Origin of the sequence: Bacillus sp. LBA3-1-1.1 (assembly GCF_040676495.1) — a bacterium.
GTDB lineage: Bacteria > Bacillota > Bacilli > Bacillales > Bacillaceae_G > Bacillus_A > Bacillus_A nitratireducens.
Genome location: NZ_JBEGIB010000001.1, coordinates 488,444 through 503,598, shown reverse-complemented (window position 1 = coordinate 503,598; position 15,155 = coordinate 488,444). Strand labels below are relative to the sequence as shown.

Sequence of the window (15,155 nt, the reverse complement as noted above, 5' to 3'; positions counted from 1 at the left end):
ATACGGTTTCAATTCAGTTCATATATCCATTTACTCATTCATAACATCTTTCTTCCCTTCAATATTGTCAAAAAAATTGACAGTGTCATTTCACATCTGTATAAATTTTTTTACAGTATGTATATAAAGTGCACCTCCAATCAATATTTTTTCATCCCCCCACTGATTATTGAAGTAATCCTGATTTTATGAACAAACCGCCTCTCACAAATAACCGGCTAATTTTTTATCTCCCCTAAAATATATGTAGTTCCTACTATCTTTTCTTCAAATATACATTTTGGCACGCTATTTGCTTTATTCAATACTGTGAAAAGGGGGAAATTAACATGACTTTAAGAATTAATAAAATCCAAAATCAACTACAAAAATATGAAATTGACGGATTACTTATTACCAAAAAAGAAAATCGCCAATATGCAACAGGCTTTACAGGCAGCGCTGGCGTCGTCTTAATCTCTGCGGATAAAGCGGTTTTTATAACTGATTTTCGCTACGTAGATCAAGCGAAATCACAAATAAAAGACGCTGAAATTGTTATGCATAAAGGAAATTTAGAGAAAGAAGTTGCAAATCAAGTATCGAAATTAAACATTCAAAAACTTGGAATTGAAGAAAATAACATGACATTACAACAATATAAAAACTTACAAAAATACATACATGCGGAAATGGTGCAAGTGTGCGAAATCATCGAAAATATTCGTATTATTAAAGACACACCTGAAATAGAAACAATGAAAATTGCAGCTAATATTGCTGACGAAGCATTTCACCACATCCTTACATTTCTAAAACCAGGAATAAGTGAAACTGATGTCCGAGATGAATTAGAATTTTTCATGCGAAAAAAAGGGGCTACATCCTCATCATTTCAAATTATTGTAGCTTCTGGCGTTCGCTCTTCACTTCCCCATGGAGTTGCATCAAATAAAATAATCGAACGAGGCGACGTTGTTACATTAGATTTCGGTGCACTTTACGACGGATATTGTTCCGATATAACACGTACTGTAGCAATCGGGGAACCATCAGAAGAATTCAAAAAGATATACAACGTTGTACGAGAAGCATTAAAACGTGGAACTGAAGCAATTAAGCCTGGAGAAACTGCGAAAAGTATCGATGATATAACGAGAGATTACATTACAGAACATGGATACGGTCAATATTTTGGACACTCTACTGGTCATGGCCTTGGATTAGAAATTCATGAACCTCTTCGCCTATCCCAAGAAAGTAAGGCTACTTTAGAAGAAGGTATGGTTGTTACCGTTGAACCTGGTATTTACATTCCGAACTGGGGCGGTTGTAGAATTGAAGACGATATCGTCATTACAAAAGACGGATATGAAGTTATTACAAAAGCGAATCGGGAACTAATTGTTATTCCTTGTTAAAAATCATGTACTTTTTAACAGGGGTTTTTTCTTTACACATAGAATTCCTTCTCTGGAGTAATTGTTTAAAGAGGGGGAATTTTAATTGAACTTTGTAATCGATAAAATAGATGGTTTACAGCCTGAATTTTCAAAACTTGTTTCCATGATGAATTACGCTCGCTATACAACAATGCAGGCTGTCGAAGGCTTAACAATTGAAGAACTTGATTATTTATATGATGAGGAAGCAAATTCAATTGGCATGTTATTGTACCATATGGCTGCTATTGAATTTTACTACCAAATTCATACTTTTGAAGATCGTGAACCAACGGAGGCTGAATTAGAACACTGGTTACCTGCTGTTGAGTTAGGAAATCTTGGACGTGAGAAAATAAAAGGAAACTCAATAGAATTTTACATACATACGTTACAAGAAGTACGTTCCAAAACGATTGAAACTTTTCAATCGTTACCTGATGAATGGCTATTTAAAACGACAGACTTTTGGCATGACAAACCAGCAAATAACTACTTTAAATGGTTTCACGTATTTGAAGATGAAATCAATCATCGCGGACAAATTCGTTTAATTAAAAAGATGCAAAAAGCACATTCAGTAAAATGAGAAAATGCCACCGAATAAGGTGGCATTTTCTTTTATTCATTAACGAATAACTTTTCATTTACTTTTTTAGCGACTACCGCTACCGACATTAAAATGCATATTAACTATAGCAATTTCGCAATAAACAACCACCCTTGAAACATTACAATTCCATCGATTATCTCATTTCCTTTCAATAACAAAAACGGAATCGTGCTAATTATAATAACAAACTCGATACTGAAAACAATTTTCTTTTTTCGACTATATGCTTTCCATTCATCCCAGCGATACATAGGAGCAAAAATCAATACTCCTATACATAATATAAATGGTACCCATTCACTTTTAAGAAATTGCCCTGAAATAACTGATAATAGTAAACAAACGAGCACACCAAAATACCCTATTTTCTCTCTCATTCGTACTCCCCCATTCTACTTCGCCTTTAATATGTAACTTGCTATGCTTATAACAATTCTTAGAAAAATAACAACTACAAGTACAATATAAAGACCTTTTGCAGAAGACATCCATTCTTGAAAAATAGACATTTTCTCCATCTGTTTCTGCCCTTCTATTAAAATAAACCCTACGAAAAATGAGCAAACAACAGTGATACCTATCATAATTCCAATACTTTTCTTGCTATATTGTTTCATATCATCCCAGTTATATAACAGTACAAAAACAAACCCGAAAACAGGTATGATACTTACCCATGCATTGTTTGTAAATTGACTTAAAATGATTAATAGACTGCAAGATATGATGAATCCCCAAAACCCAATTTTTTTGTGCATAGCCCTTCCTTAAATTCCATTTTTAGGATTAATTGTATTGTAACATCCATCTTCCATTCTTACCATTACAGTACATGAAATTTCACTTTTTTCTTTTTCCTATACTCACATACCTTCACCGCTTTCATACAATGAACTACACGAATGCCTAAAGGATGTGAATGTTATGGGAGTTGAATTAACGCTTTTACATGCTCTCTATATTCTTTGTTTACTCACTATTATTACCTTTTTTATTCTGCGAAAAGATACGACGATCATTTGCATCGTTTTTATCTTTTTATTAGCATTAACCGCTACAAGTTCTATCCCTCTTGCCATAAGCGGTATTTTTCAAAGTTTCATTTACGCCATTACTGAACTATTACCAACTATATTGATCATCTCCATTATCGTATCAATGAGCAATCTACTCGTTCATACCGGCATAAATGATACGATGATTTCACCATTTACAAAAATGATTCGTACACCTACCCTCGCCTATTGGATTATCGGCCTTTTAATGATGACAATTTCTTTCTTCTTTTGGCCCTCTCCCGCTGTCGCTTTAATGGGGGCTATTTTATTACCCGTCGCTGTACGCGTCGGTCTTCCACCAATTGGGGTTGCCATTGCTATGAACTTATTCGGACACGGCATCGCCTTATCTGGTGACTTCGTAATTCAAGGTGCACCGAAATTAACTGCAGACGCTGCTGGTCTTCCTGTTTCCAGCGTTGTTTCAGCCAGTGTTCCCCTCGTTATTGTTATGGGTATTGTGACAACTTCCGTTGCATTTTTCTTCTTACGAAAAGAATTTCATACAGGCTTATCTATACAAGAATCTACTCCATCAACTGAGTCTTCTAAAACGCTCACTTCATTATCTCCTCAGACAAAAAAATGGCTCGCTATTTGTATTCCGATCGTATATGCCATAGATATTCTTTGCATGATTCAATTTAAACTACAAGGAAGCGACGCAACTGCACTTATCGGCGGGACGACTGTTATTATGATTATTATCATTTCTCTCATCGCCTACAAAGGTAATGGACTAAATAAAACGACCGATTATTTTATAGAAGGACTCCAATTTGGATTTAAAATCTTTGGTCCAGTTATCCCAATTGCTGCACTCTTTTATTTAGGAGATAGCGGCTTTGTGAAAATTATCGGGGACTATTTACCGAAAGGTTCACATGGAATCATTAACGACTTAGGAATCGCCTTATCTCAAACTGTTCCTTTAAACCAATATGTATCGGCAGGAACATTAACTATCGTTGGTGTCATAACAGGCTTAGATGGATCTGGCTTTTCCGGTATATCACTTGCTGGTTCGATTGCCAATCTTTTCGGAACAGCACTTGGGCATGGAACAGCTACATTAACAGCACTCGGGCAAATTGCAGCAATCTGGACCGGGGGCGGGACTTTAATTCCTTGGGCGCTTATTCCTGCCGCTGCCATATGCAAAGTAGATCCGTTTGAACTTGCACGCCGAAACTTTTTACCGGTTGTGATTGGCTTAATCGTCACCACTATCGTTGCGATGTTTATTCTATAACGTAAGCAAGTGTTCTCTTGCTTACGTTTTTTATTGTGAAATCCATCATTTATTACTGACTTTCAAAAGGGATTATTTATACGTTAGCGAAGTTATATTAGGAGAGTATTTATTTCAAAACGTTTACGAGCAACAGATTACTTCAATTAGAAAAGGGGACATAACTATGAATGAATTGATTTTCGTCTTATTAATTTGTCCATTACTTATCTTTATCGTTTCTGTTATTGGAACGCGCAAGACGAAAACGCATTACGTAATGCCGATTGTAACGTTTGCTAGTTTTTTAATAATAGGTGTTATCGCCTTTACTCCAAAATTTTTCTTTTGGGTTGGCATGTATAGCATCTTCTCATTTATTGTTTCTTATATGACTCTATTGTTTGTAAGAGGATATGAAGTTGTAGAAAACGCTAAATAGTTATTAGCGAGGAGATTGTAATATGATTTTCTTTGATGTCGATGGAACTTTACTTGATTATGAGACCGCTGAAAGAAATGGTATTATAGATTTCTTTCAAATATATATATTTTTTCAGGTAATGAATTAGAGGCCACGAAACTATGGCATGAATTATCCGAACAATATTTCAACAAATTTTTATCCAAAGAATTATCTTTTCAAGAACAACAATGTATGCGAATGTATCATTTATTTAAAACATATGGAGTAAACTTATCACCCGGGGAATCTCAGCACAAATTCAATCAATATATAAAACTATATAAGAACAACTGGGCCGCGTTTGAAGATGTACACTATACATTACAGACCTTGCAGCAAGAAGGACACTCATTAGGTATCATTAGCAATGGTGACTATGAGCAACAAGTCGAAAAATTAACTGCTCTAAACATTCTACAACATTTCAAATACATATTTACTTCTAGTGAAATTGGTATATCGAAACCAGACCCTGAAATTTTTCAAAGAACTGTATTACAATCGAATCTTGAAATGAAAGATTGCTATTATATTGGCGATCGATTAGAAACAGATGCAATTAGTAGTACAGCAGCTGGAATGCAAGGGATATGGTTAAATCGGGATAACTTGCAACTCAAGTGTGATGTTCCTAATATCTGTTCTTTACATGAAATTTTAACAATGATATAAAAAGACGACCGCGTTCCCCCGCCGTCGTCTTTTTTCATGTTACGCTGTGATCCAAGCTTCATTAGCTGGATTTTTACGCCACTCTTGTAATTTTTTCGTTTCAGCTTGTCCAATCATACCTTTTTCTGCTGCAACTTCAGTTAATGCACTGTAATCACTTAAAGAATATGACGCTACGTTAGCTGCTTCTAATTTTTCTTTTCCTGATTCTAGCTCGTATGTGAAGATTGATACGATTCCTAACACTTCACATCCAGCTTCGCGAAGTGCTTCTACACATGTAATTGCACTACCGCCAGTTGAAATTAAGTCTTCTACTACTACTACTTTTTGACCTTTTTCAGCTTTTCCTTCGATTTGGTTCCCTTTACCGTGACCTTTTGCTTTACTACGTACGTAGCACATTGGTAAATCCATACGATCGCTTACCCATGCAGCGTGCGCAATACCAGCAGTTGCTGTTCCTGCAATAACTTCTACAGTTGGGAAGTGCTCTTTAATTAACTCTTCTAATCCAGCTGCAATCGCTTGACGTACTTTTGGATAAGATAAAGTTAAACGATTATCACAATAAATTGGTGATTTCATACCAGAAGACCAAGTGAATGGATCATTCGGTTGTAAAAATACTGCTCCAATTTCTAATAAATGCGATGCGATTTCTTTTTTCATACTGTTACACCTTCCCACTGTTGTTTTACTGTTTTATACGCTTCAAGCGGATTTTCTGCTTTTGTAATACTACGTCCAACTACGATGTAGCTTGAGCCAAGTTCCCTCGCACGTTTTGGTGTTGCTACGCGCACCTGGTCATTTACATCATCGCTTGCAAGACGAATCCCTGGTGTTACTGTTACAAATTCATTTCCGCATACTTCACGTAATTTGGGAACTTCAAGTGTTGAACAAACAACGCCATCAAGTCCACTTTCTTTCGTTAGTTTTGCATAATGAGCAACCGCTTCTTCTAACGTTTTCTCAATGCCGATCTCTTTTTTCATCATAGCTTCCGAAGTGCTTGTTAGTTGTGTAACTGCAATACAAATCGGTCTCTCTTTTCCTTCTTGCTTACCTTCCTCTAATCCCTCAATCGCAGCTTTCATCATACTGCTTCCCCCAGCAGCATGAACATTTACCATATCAACATCTAGACTAGCTAGGCTACGCATAGCGCTTTTTACTGTATTCGGAATATCATGAAGTTTTAAATCTAGGAAGATCTTATGCCCTTTTTCTTTTAAATACGTAATAATCGCAGGGCCTTCTTTGTAAAATAACTCCATACCAACTTTGACAAATAATTCTTCCCCTTCAAAGTGGTGTAAGAATTGTTCTACATCTTGTTTCCCTGGAAAATCTAGTGCAACAATTAACGACTGTGACATGTTTGCTTCCAGCTCCTTCCTTGACACTCCGAAATGTGATCAAATCCTAATTCATCTAGTAATGCTGGTAACTCCTCAATAATTGTCGGACATACGAACGGGTCTATGAAGTTCGCTGTACCTACTGCAACCGCGCTTGCGCCAGCATAGAAGAATTCAATTACATCTTCCGCAGTTTCAATACCACCCATTCCGATAATCGGAATGTTAACCGCTTGACTTACTTCATGTACCATACGAATTGCTACTGGCTTAATCGCTGGCCCTGATAGTCCGCCCGTACGGTTTGCTAAAATTGGTTTTGCAGTTTTTAAATCTAGACGCATACCAAGCAATGTATTAATCATCGTTAAACCGTCCGCACCCGCATTTTCAATTGCTTTTGCAATCTCCACAATGTTTGCCACGTTCGGTGACAATTTCACATATACCGGTACTTCAGAAACCTCTTTTACTCGCTTCGTTAAATCAGCAGCAATTTCAGGATTCGTACCAAAAGCGATACCACCCGTTTTTACGTTTGGACAAGAAATATTTAATTCTAGCGCATGAACATTAGGTGCCTTTGAAATTTCCTTCGCAACTGCTACATAATCCTCAGCTTGTGAGCCAGCAACATTTGCAATAATCGGAAGATCAAATTGCTCGAGAAAAGGTAATTCAGAATTCATTACCTTTTCTAATCCAGGATTTTGAAGCCCGATTGCATTTAGCATTCCGCCTGGTGTTTCAGCAACACGAGGCGTCGGATTTCCATAGCGTGGTTGTTCTGTCGTCGCTTTAATCATAATTGATCCAAGTACACTTAAATCATAGAACTGTGCATACTCACGACCAAATCCGAAGCAACCAGATGCTGGGATGATTGGATTTTTTAACGATAACCCTGGTAATTCAACTTGCAATCTGTTCATAGTACAACCTCCCCGATTGGAAATACTGGTCCGTCGCTACACACCTTCTTGTAAGAATGCCCACTCGGATCTGCTTGCAGATGGCATACACATGCGAAACATGCTCCAATGCCACAGCCCATACGCTCTTCTAATGAAATGTAGGCTTTTCTCTCTTTATAGCGTCCTTCTAATGCACGAAGCATCGCTAAAGGTCCACATGAGTATAGAATGTCAAAGTCAATTCCATAGCTATCAATTACATCTGTTACAAAGCCTTCTGTACCATGCGTACCATCAACTGTTGCAACATACGTATCACCAAGCTCTGCGAATTTCTCTTCATAGAAGACAACATCTTTCGTTTGGAAACCTAAGATGTGAATAACGCGTACTCCCTTTGCTACAAGACGCTGTGACAATTCATATAGTGGTGGTACACCAATTCCCCCTCCAACTAATAGAGCCGTTTGTCCAGCTTCCGCTTCTTCTACAGGAAAACCATGTCCAAGTGGTCCTAACACATCTACAAGTTCGCCTTGTTTTCTTTTCGCTAATGTTTTTGTTCCTTGTCCTTCCGCACGATATAGCATTGTAAATTCGTTCTTGTCTTGATCGACATTACAAATACTAATTGGGCGGCGCAGAAGGGGCGTAATGCCCTCTGCTACCTTAATGTGTACAAACTGCCCTGGATCGTTCATTTGCTGCACAAGATCCCCTTGAAGCACTAATTCGTAAATGTTTTTTGCGATTTCTTTTTGGTTAACGACGATCATATTTTGCTTTTGCATCATGCATGTACCACCTCGTGACGCTTCGTTTGCGTAATTTCTTTCATTGAATGAGCTGAGAATGTCATAGATTCTAATACTCCTAAGATTGCTCTCGTTGTATCAAGTGATGTTAAGCAAGCCACACCATTTTCTACTGATTCACGGCGAATGCGGAAACCATCACGCGCTGGTTGTTTGCCTTTTGTTAATGTATTGATTACAAACTGTGCTTTTCCTTGACGAATAATATCTAGTAAGTTGTAGTCTTCAGAATCAATTTTGTTTACAACTTGTACTGGAATGTTTTGCTCTGCTAATGTTTGTGCTGTTCCAGCTGTTGCTAATAAGTTATAACCGATTTCGTGGAAACGTTTTGCAATTTCCATCGCCTCTTCTTTATCTTTATCCGCTACAGTGATGATTACTGATCCGTGCGTTGGGATGTTAATTCCAGAAGCAACTAACCCTTTGTATAAGGCTTTTTCAAGTGTTAAGTCTTTCCCCATTACTTCCCCTGTTGACTTCATTTCAGGTCCTAATGTTGTATCAACTGATCGTAGTTTCGCAAATGAGAATACCGGTGCTTTTACATACACTTCTTTCTCTTCTGGGTGGTAGCCAGTTCCATATCCTTGTTCTACAAGGTTTTGCCCTAAAATAACTTTCGTTGCAACATTCGCCATCGGTACGCCTGTAATTTTACTTAAGAATGGTACTGTACGGCTCGCACGTGGATTTACTTCAATTACATACACTTCATCTTTGAATACTACAAACTGAATGTTTAGTAATCCAACAATGTTTAAACCTTTTCCAAGTGCAATTGTATGTTCAATAATTTGTTCTTTCAGTTTTGCAGATAAGCTTTGTGGTGGATATACTCCGATTGAGTCACCAGAGTGAACTCCAGCGCGTTCAATATGTTCCATAATACCTGGAATGAATACATTCTCACCGTCTGAAATTGCATCTACTTCAATTTCTTTACCAACCATGTAACGGTCGATTAATACTGGGTGATCTGCGTGAACTTTAACCGCATTTTTCATGTAGTGCAGCAGTTCTTCTTGACGATATACGATTTCCATCGCGCGTCCACCTAGTACGTAAGATGGTCTTACTAATACTGGGTAACCAATTTTGTCAGCGATTGCTACTGCTTGCTCTACAGTCGTTGCTGTTTTACCAACTGGTTGCGGGATACCAAGCTGTGTTAAAGCTGCTTCAAACTTATCACGATCTTCTGCACGGTCTAAATCTTCAAGTGATGTCCCTAAGATTTTCACACCGTGAGCCTCTAGTTTAGCAGCTAAGTTAATTGCCGTTTGTCCACCGAACTGAACGATAACACCTTCTGGTTTTTCTAAATCGATGATGTGCATTACATCTTCAATCGTTAATGGTTCAAAGTATAATTTATCAGAAATACTGAAGTCTGTTGAAACTGTTTCTGGATTGTTATTAACAATGATTGCCTCATATCCAGCTTCTTTAATTGCCCATACAGAGTGAACTGTTGCATAGTCAAACTCAACCCCTTGACCGATACGGATTGGCCCAGACCCTAGTACAACAACACTCTTACGATCTGTTCTAACCGATTCATTCTCGTCACCATATGTGCTGTAATAGTATGGTGTTGCAGATTCAAACTCTGCCGCACAAGTATCTACCATTTTATAAACAGGAGTTATATTGCTTTCTTTACGCATATCGTAAATTTCACGCTCTGTTTTGTTCCAAGCATTGGCGATGTAATGGTCACTGAAGCCCATTTCTTTCGCTGATTGTAATACTTCCATATTTCCTGCATTTGCTTTTACTTCGCGTTCCATGTTTACGATATTTTCAACTTTTTGTAAGAAGAAGAAGTCCATTTCACACCAATCGTTGATTTCTTCTTTCGTTACACCTTGACGAATTGCTTCCGCTACAATAAACAGTCGCTCATCATCAGCTTTTATAATGCGTTTTTTCATTGTCTCTTTATCAAGCTCTTTTAAATGCTCTAACTCTAAGTGATAAACACCAAGTTCTAAAGAACGAATCGCTTTTAATAATGATTGCTCTAAGTTACGTCCGATTGACATAACTTCACCAGTTGCCTTCATTTGCGTACCAAGTGTTCTGTTTGCCGATTCAAACTTATCAAATGGCCAACGCGGAATTTTTGAAACAACATAGTCTAATGCTGGCTCGAAGCAAGCGTATGTTTTTTGTGTTACTGGGTTTATAATTTCATCTAATGTTAAACCGACTGCAATTTTTGCCGCTAGCTTTGCAATTGGATATCCAGTTGCTTTAGATGCTAGTGCAGATGAACGACTTACACGTGGGTTTACTTCAATTACATAGTATTGGAAGCTATGTGGATCAAGTGCAAGCTGAACGTTACATCCGCCTTCAATTCCTAATGCACGAATAATTCGTAATGAAGTGTTTCGTAACATTTGATACTCACGGTCACTTAATGTTTGGCTCGGCGCTACAACGATAGAATCACCTGTATGAACCCCAACTGGATCGATATTTTCCATGTTACAAACTACAATCGCGTTATCATTCGAGTCACGCATTACTTCATATTCAATTTCCTTACAACCAGCAATGCTCTTTTCTAATAAACATTGTGTCACTGGACTATGTTTTAATCCACCTGATACGATCTCAATTAGTTCTTCTTCATTACTACAGATTCCGCCACCTGTTCCCCCCATCGTAAATGCTGGGCGAACAATAACTGGATATCCAATTTCTTTTACAAATTCATGTGCTTCTTCTAGCGTATGAATAATCGTACTAGATGGAATTGGTTCATTTAATTCCTGCATTAAGGTACGGAATAAATCACGATCCTCCGCTTGCTCGATTGCTGATAATTTTGTTCCTAAAATTTCAACTCCGCACTCTTCAAGTATGCCTGATTTCGCAAGTTCAACAGCCATATTCAGGCCTGTTTGACCACCTAATGTTGGTAAGATTGCATCTGGACGTTCTTTACGAATGATACGGCTTACGAATTCTAGTGTTAATGGTTCTATATATACTTTATCTGCTGTTGCAGTATCTGTCATAATTGTTGCTGGGTTAGAGTTAACAAGGATTACTTTGTAACCTTCTTCTCTAAGAGATTGACAAGCTTGTGTACCAGAGTAATCAAACTCTGCTGCTTGCCCAATTACAATTGGTCCTGATCCGATTACTAAAATTGTGTTAATGTCTAGGCGTTTTGGCATAACTCTTCCCCTTCTTTCTTGAAGTTTTCAATCATTTCTAAGAAATCTTCGAATAAATCATTTGCATCTTCTGGTCCTGCTGAAGCTTCTGGATGATATTGTACTGTAAATGCTGGGAACTTCGTATGACGAAGACCTTCTACTGTTCCATCATTTAAAGCAACATGTGTAATTTCAAGTTCTGTATTTTCAACTGATTCTTCTTCTACTGCGTAACCATGGTTTTGAGATGTAATTGCTACTTTTCCAGTTGCAAGATTTTTTACTGGATGATTTAAACCACGGTGACCGAATTTTAACTTACTTGTATTCGCACCAGATGCTAGTGCGAACAATTGATGTCCTAAGCAAATTCCGAATAAAGGAACTTTACCGATAATGTCTTTTAGCATTTCAATCGCTTCTGGCACATCTTTTGGATCTCCAGGTCCGTTACTTAACATAATTCCATCTGGGCTAAGGCGTAAAATTTCTTCTGCTGTTGTATTGTAAGGTACTACAATTACATCACAGTCACGTTTATTTAATTCTCGTAAAATACCATGTTTCATTCCGAAGTCTACAAGTACAACTCGGTGTCCACGGCCTGGGCTTGGGTATGGATCTTTCGTTGATACGCGTTTCACGTGATCTGTAAATACTGTCGCTTTTAATTGGCTCACGATGTATTCTACATCTGCATCCATGTTACAAAGGCGGCCGCGTAATGTACCGTATTGACGAATTTTTCTCGTTAATTTTCTTGTATCAATTCCTGCTAACCCTGGGATGTTTCTTTCTTTTAAGTAATCATTTAACGAAATTTCATTACGGAAGTTTGATGGGTGATCACAAATTTCGTTTACGATTAAACCATTTACAGATGGGTGAATCGATTCAAAATCGTCACGGTTGATGCCGTAGTTTCCGATTAATGGGTACGTGAATGTTACGATTTGACCGCAATATGATGGATCAGATAATGTTTCTTGATATCCAGTCATTCCTGTTGTGAATACAACCTCACCTGACTTTTCAATTTCTCCTCCGAAACCTTTTCCAATTAATACTGTTCCATCTTCTAAGATAAGTTGTCTTTTCATACTAATGCACTCTCCTTTTGCCATGCGATCTTACCACCAACGATTGTCATTACCGGCCATCCTTGGCATTTCCAACCTGCGAATGGTGTATTTTTTCCTTTTGATAAGAATGTTGTTGGGTCAATCTCTTCTTCTTGTTCTAAATCAATGATTGTAATATCAGCTGTTCTACCTTCTTTCAGGCGACCTGCTTCTAAGCTGAATGTATCAGCTGGCTTTTCTGTTAAGAATTGAATTAACTGCTCTAGTGTGATAATTCCTTTTTTCACAAGGTTTGTGTATAGAAGCGGGAATGCTGTTTCAAAACCAGTAATTCCGAATGGTGCTCTTTCAATTCCTTGCGCTTTCTCTTCCGCTGTATGCGGTGCATGATCAGTTGCGATCATATCGATCGTCCCATCTAATAAACCTTCAATTAGTGCTGCATGATCTTCTTTTCCACGAAGCGGTGGATTCATTTTAAAGTTAGGATCAGCTGACGGGATATCATCCTCACATAACACTAAGTGATGCGGTGTTACTTCTGCTGTTACTTTAATTCCAGCGCGTTTCGCATCTCGAATTACACGTACAGAACCTTTCGTACTAACGTGACATACGTGATAGTGACAATCTGCCGCTTCAGCAAGCAGTATATCCCTTGCAATATGTACAGATTCACATACTGATGGGATACCGTTTAATCCGTGTTTCTCAGAAAACTTCCCTTCATGTACACAACCTTTATTAATAAGAGTATTCTCTTCACAGTGCGCAACCACTGCCATATTTAATTTCGCTGCACGCTTCATAGCAGCTAACATCATGCTAGCATCTTGTACGCCTACACCGTCATCAGTGAAAGCAAATGCTCCAAGTTCTTTTAATGTTTCGAAATCTGTCATTTCAGAACCAGCTTGGCGTACTGTAATTGCTCCGTATGGTAGTACGTTGACATGCGCTTTTTCTTTAATACGATTTTGCAAGTCTTCCATATGTTCTCTGCAATCTGGTACTGGGCGTGTATTTGGCATTGCACAAATTGTAGTGAATCCACCTTTTGCCGCTGCTAGTGTACCTGTTTCAATTGTTTCTTTATGTTCACCACCTGGTTCACGAAGATGTACGTGTACATCTACTAATCCAGGTGCGATTAACTTTCCGTTCACATCGATTACTTCAGCATTATCTGCCGTAATATTTTCTGCTACCTTAGCGATTTTACCGTCTTGTACGAGAAGATCTGTTGCTACGATTTTTCCTTCTTCATTCATATAACGACCATTTTTAAACAAGTAATTCATGTTTCGTTCCTCCTAATACATTTGGTAAGGCGCGTTTTAGTACAGCCATTCTTACGTAAACTCCATTTTCCATTTGTTTAAATATGCGTGAACGCTCACACTCAACAAGTTCACTTGCAATTTCAACATCACGGTTTACAGGAGCTGGATGCATAATAATGCTTCCCTCTTTCATACGCTTTTCTCTTTCCACTGTTAATCCGTGTTTCTCATGATACTCTTTCATAATGTCTGTTTCATAATGATCATGACGCTCATGTTGTACACGAAGTAACATCATTACATCCACTTCTGGAACAAGTTCATCTAATGGTTTGTATGTTCCAAATGTGCTGTCTTCATCTTTCCACTCTTCTGGACTTGCAAAGTAAATTGTTGCACCCAGTTTCGTTAATGCTTCTGCATTAGAACGTGCTACTCGGCTATGACGAACATCTCCTACTATCGCAATCTTTAATCCTTCAAATCTTCCAAACTCTTGTTTAATTGTAAGAAGATCGAGTAGGCACTGCGTTGGGTGGTTTCCACATCCATCTCCAGCGTTTAAGATTGGGATATTCACCTGATCTTTTAGTTCATCGAAGTAGCGATCTTGCTCATGGCGGACGATCACCGCTTTTGTTCCGATTGATTCTAGTGTTCTTATCGTATCGTATAAAGTTTCTCCTTTTTGTACGCTAGATGCATCAGCTGAAAAGTTTAAAACTTCAAGTCCTAATCTCTTCTCAGCAACTTCAAAGCTAAATCTCGTTCTCGTACTATTCTCAAAGAACAAGTTCGCAACAAAAGTTTGCTCTGTCGTTTTGCTCTCTTTTCCATTCGCGAAATCTTCTGCGTCTTTTAGGATTTCTGAAATTTCTACTTCCGATAATTCACTCATCGTTAACAAATGGCTCATCGTCATCCCTCATCTTTCTGATTTTTATGTTACCACTTTTGTATTTTTATAACAACTTTTGTATAAAAATACCCTAGTCATTTGAGACTAGGGTGCAAGGAAGAAGCCACCCTTTCCGGTCTCACAGGACTGAATTAAAAG

The 15,155-nt window shown here is 37.9% G+C and carries 13 protein-coding genes and 2 pseudogenes; 5 read left to right on the top strand and 10 right to left on the bottom strand.

Annotated features, from left to right (window positions below):
- The first annotated feature begins 329 nt into the window (after positions 1 to 329).
- Both MRBLBA3_RS02795 and MRBLBA3_RS02790 read left to right on the top strand, forming a co-directional pair.
- Positions 330 to 1,400 (top strand): M24 family metallopeptidase, encoded by a 1,071-nt coding sequence (locus tag MRBLBA3_RS02795; RefSeq protein WP_000175257.1) that lies wholly within the window; start codon positions 330 to 332, stop codon positions 1,398 to 1,400.
- Between the two features lie 85 nt (positions 1,401 to 1,485).
- Positions 1,486 to 2,010 (top strand): DinB family protein, encoded by a 525-nt coding sequence (locus MRBLBA3_RS02790; protein WP_001012040.1) that lies wholly within the window; start codon positions 1,486 to 1,488, stop codon positions 2,008 to 2,010.
- A 32-nt stretch (positions 2,011 to 2,042) separates the two neighbouring features.
- Here MRBLBA3_RS02790 and MRBLBA3_RS02785 read toward each other — a convergent pair.
- Together MRBLBA3_RS02785 and MRBLBA3_RS02780 are read right to left on the bottom strand one after the other, a co-directional pair.
- A pseudogene (locus MRBLBA3_RS02785) lies at positions 2,043 to 2,411 on the bottom strand (YoqO family protein).
- 15 nt (positions 2,412 to 2,426) lie between these two features.
- Positions 2,427 to 2,792 (bottom strand): YoqO family protein, encoded by a 366-nt coding sequence (locus MRBLBA3_RS02780; RefSeq protein WP_000549055.1) that lies wholly within the window; start codon positions 2,790 to 2,792, stop codon positions 2,427 to 2,429.
- Between the two features lie 166 nt (positions 2,793 to 2,958).
- Here MRBLBA3_RS02780 and MRBLBA3_RS02775 point away from each other — a divergent pair, with 166 nt between their 5' ends.
- The 3 genes and pseudogenes from MRBLBA3_RS02775 (at position 2,959) to MRBLBA3_RS02765 (ending at position 5,461) form a co-directional block, all read left to right on the top strand.
- Positions 2,959 to 4,344 (top strand): hypothetical protein, encoded by a 1,386-nt coding sequence (locus tag MRBLBA3_RS02775; RefSeq protein ID WP_016130191.1) that lies wholly within the window; start codon positions 2,959 to 2,961, stop codon positions 4,342 to 4,344.
- Positions 4,345 to 4,510: 166 nt separating this feature from the next.
- A complete protein-coding gene (locus tag MRBLBA3_RS02770) occupies positions 4,511 to 4,765 on the top strand; it encodes a YbeF family protein (RefSeq protein WP_001003931.1) in 255 nt (84 codons plus the stop codon).
- A 22-nt stretch (positions 4,766 to 4,787) separates the two neighbouring features.
- Positions 4,788 to 5,461, top strand: a pseudogene (locus tag MRBLBA3_RS02765) (HAD family hydrolase).
- A 39-nt stretch (positions 5,462 to 5,500) separates the two neighbouring features.
- Here MRBLBA3_RS02765 and pyrE read toward each other — a convergent pair.
- The 8 genes from pyrE to pyrB are packed head-to-tail and all read right to left on the bottom strand — an operon-like array spanning position 5,501 to position 15,014.
- A complete protein-coding gene (pyrE, locus tag MRBLBA3_RS02760) occupies positions 5,501 to 6,133 on the bottom strand; it encodes an orotate phosphoribosyltransferase (protein WP_000711457.1) in 633 nt (210 codons plus the stop codon).
- Positions 6,130 to 6,846, bottom strand: coding sequence for an orotidine-5'-phosphate decarboxylase (gene pyrF, locus MRBLBA3_RS02755; protein ID WP_000083488.1), 717 nt, complete (start codon positions 6,844 to 6,846; stop codon positions 6,130 to 6,132). Before pyrF ends, pyrE begins: the two co-directional genes overlap by 4 nt.
- Entirely contained in the window at positions 6,831 to 7,760 is a 930-nt protein-coding gene (gene pyrD, locus MRBLBA3_RS02750) for a dihydroorotate oxidase B catalytic subunit (protein WP_001081053.1), read from the bottom strand. Before pyrD ends, pyrF begins: the two co-directional genes overlap by 16 nt.
- Positions 7,757 to 8,536 (bottom strand): dihydroorotate oxidase B electron transfer subunit, encoded by a 780-nt coding sequence (gene pyrK / locus MRBLBA3_RS02745; protein WP_000983346.1) that lies wholly within the window; start codon positions 8,534 to 8,536, stop codon positions 7,757 to 7,759. Before pyrK ends, pyrD begins: the two co-directional genes overlap by 4 nt.
- Positions 8,533 to 11,751, bottom strand: coding sequence for a carbamoyl-phosphate synthase large subunit (gene carB, locus MRBLBA3_RS02740; RefSeq protein WP_001126132.1), 3,219 nt, complete (start codon positions 11,749 to 11,751; stop codon positions 8,533 to 8,535). Before carB ends, pyrK begins: the two co-directional genes overlap by 4 nt.
- Positions 11,736 to 12,833, bottom strand: coding sequence for a carbamoyl phosphate synthase small subunit (locus MRBLBA3_RS02735; RefSeq protein WP_000828671.1), 1,098 nt, complete (start codon positions 12,831 to 12,833; stop codon positions 11,736 to 11,738). The genes carB and MRBLBA3_RS02735 overlap by 16 nt, the downstream gene beginning before the upstream one ends.
- The gene (gene pyrC / locus MRBLBA3_RS02730; RefSeq protein ID WP_001108376.1) at positions 12,830 to 14,116 is read right to left on the bottom strand and encodes a dihydroorotase; all 1,287 of its coding nucleotides are present in this window, start codon (positions 14,114 to 14,116) and stop codon (positions 12,830 to 12,832) included. Before pyrC ends, MRBLBA3_RS02735 begins: the two co-directional genes overlap by 4 nt.
- Entirely contained in the window at positions 14,100 to 15,014 is a 915-nt protein-coding gene (gene pyrB / locus MRBLBA3_RS02725; protein WP_363379683.1) for an aspartate carbamoyltransferase, read from the bottom strand. The genes pyrC and pyrB overlap by 17 nt, the downstream gene beginning before the upstream one ends.
- Positions 15,015 to 15,155 lie beyond the last annotated feature (141 nt).

Coding starts and splice junctions, on each gene's coding strand:
- MRBLBA3_RS02795 (WP_000175257.1), top strand. CDS start 330: ATGACTTTAAGAATTAATAAAATCCAAAATCAACTACAAAAATATGAA.
- pyrC (WP_001108376.1), bottom strand. CDS start 14,116: ATGAATTACTTGTTTAAAAATGGTCGTTATATGAATGAAGAAGGAAAA.
- MRBLBA3_RS02775 (WP_016130191.1), top strand. CDS start 2,959: ATGGGAGTTGAATTAACGCTTTTACATGCTCTCTATATTCTTTGTTTA.
- MRBLBA3_RS02780 (WP_000549055.1), bottom strand. CDS start 2,792: ATGCACAAAAAAATTGGGTTTTGGGGATTCATCATATCTTGCAGTCTA.
- pyrD (WP_001081053.1), bottom strand. CDS start 7,760: ATGAACAGATTGCAAGTTGAATTACCAGGGTTATCGTTAAAAAATCCA.
- pyrB (WP_363379683.1), bottom strand. CDS start 15,014: ATGAGCCATTTGTTAACGATGAGTGAATTATCGGAAGTAGAAATTTCA.
- pyrE (WP_000711457.1), bottom strand. CDS start 6,133: ATGAAAAAAGAAATCGCATCGCATTTATTAGAAATTGGAGCAGTATTT.
- MRBLBA3_RS02735 (WP_000828671.1), bottom strand. CDS start 12,833: ATGAAAAGACAACTTATCTTAGAAGATGGAACAGTATTAATTGGAAAA.
- carB (WP_001126132.1), bottom strand. CDS start 11,751: ATGCCAAAACGCCTAGACATTAACACAATTTTAGTAATCGGATCAGGA.
- pyrF (WP_000083488.1), bottom strand. CDS start 6,846: ATGTCACAGTCGTTAATTGTTGCACTAGATTTTCCAGGGAAACAAGAT.
- MRBLBA3_RS02770 (WP_001003931.1), top strand. CDS start 4,511: ATGAATGAATTGATTTTCGTCTTATTAATTTGTCCATTACTTATCTTT.
- pyrK (WP_000983346.1), bottom strand. CDS start 8,536: ATGATGCAAAAGCAAAATATGATCGTCGTTAACCAAAAAGAAATCGCA.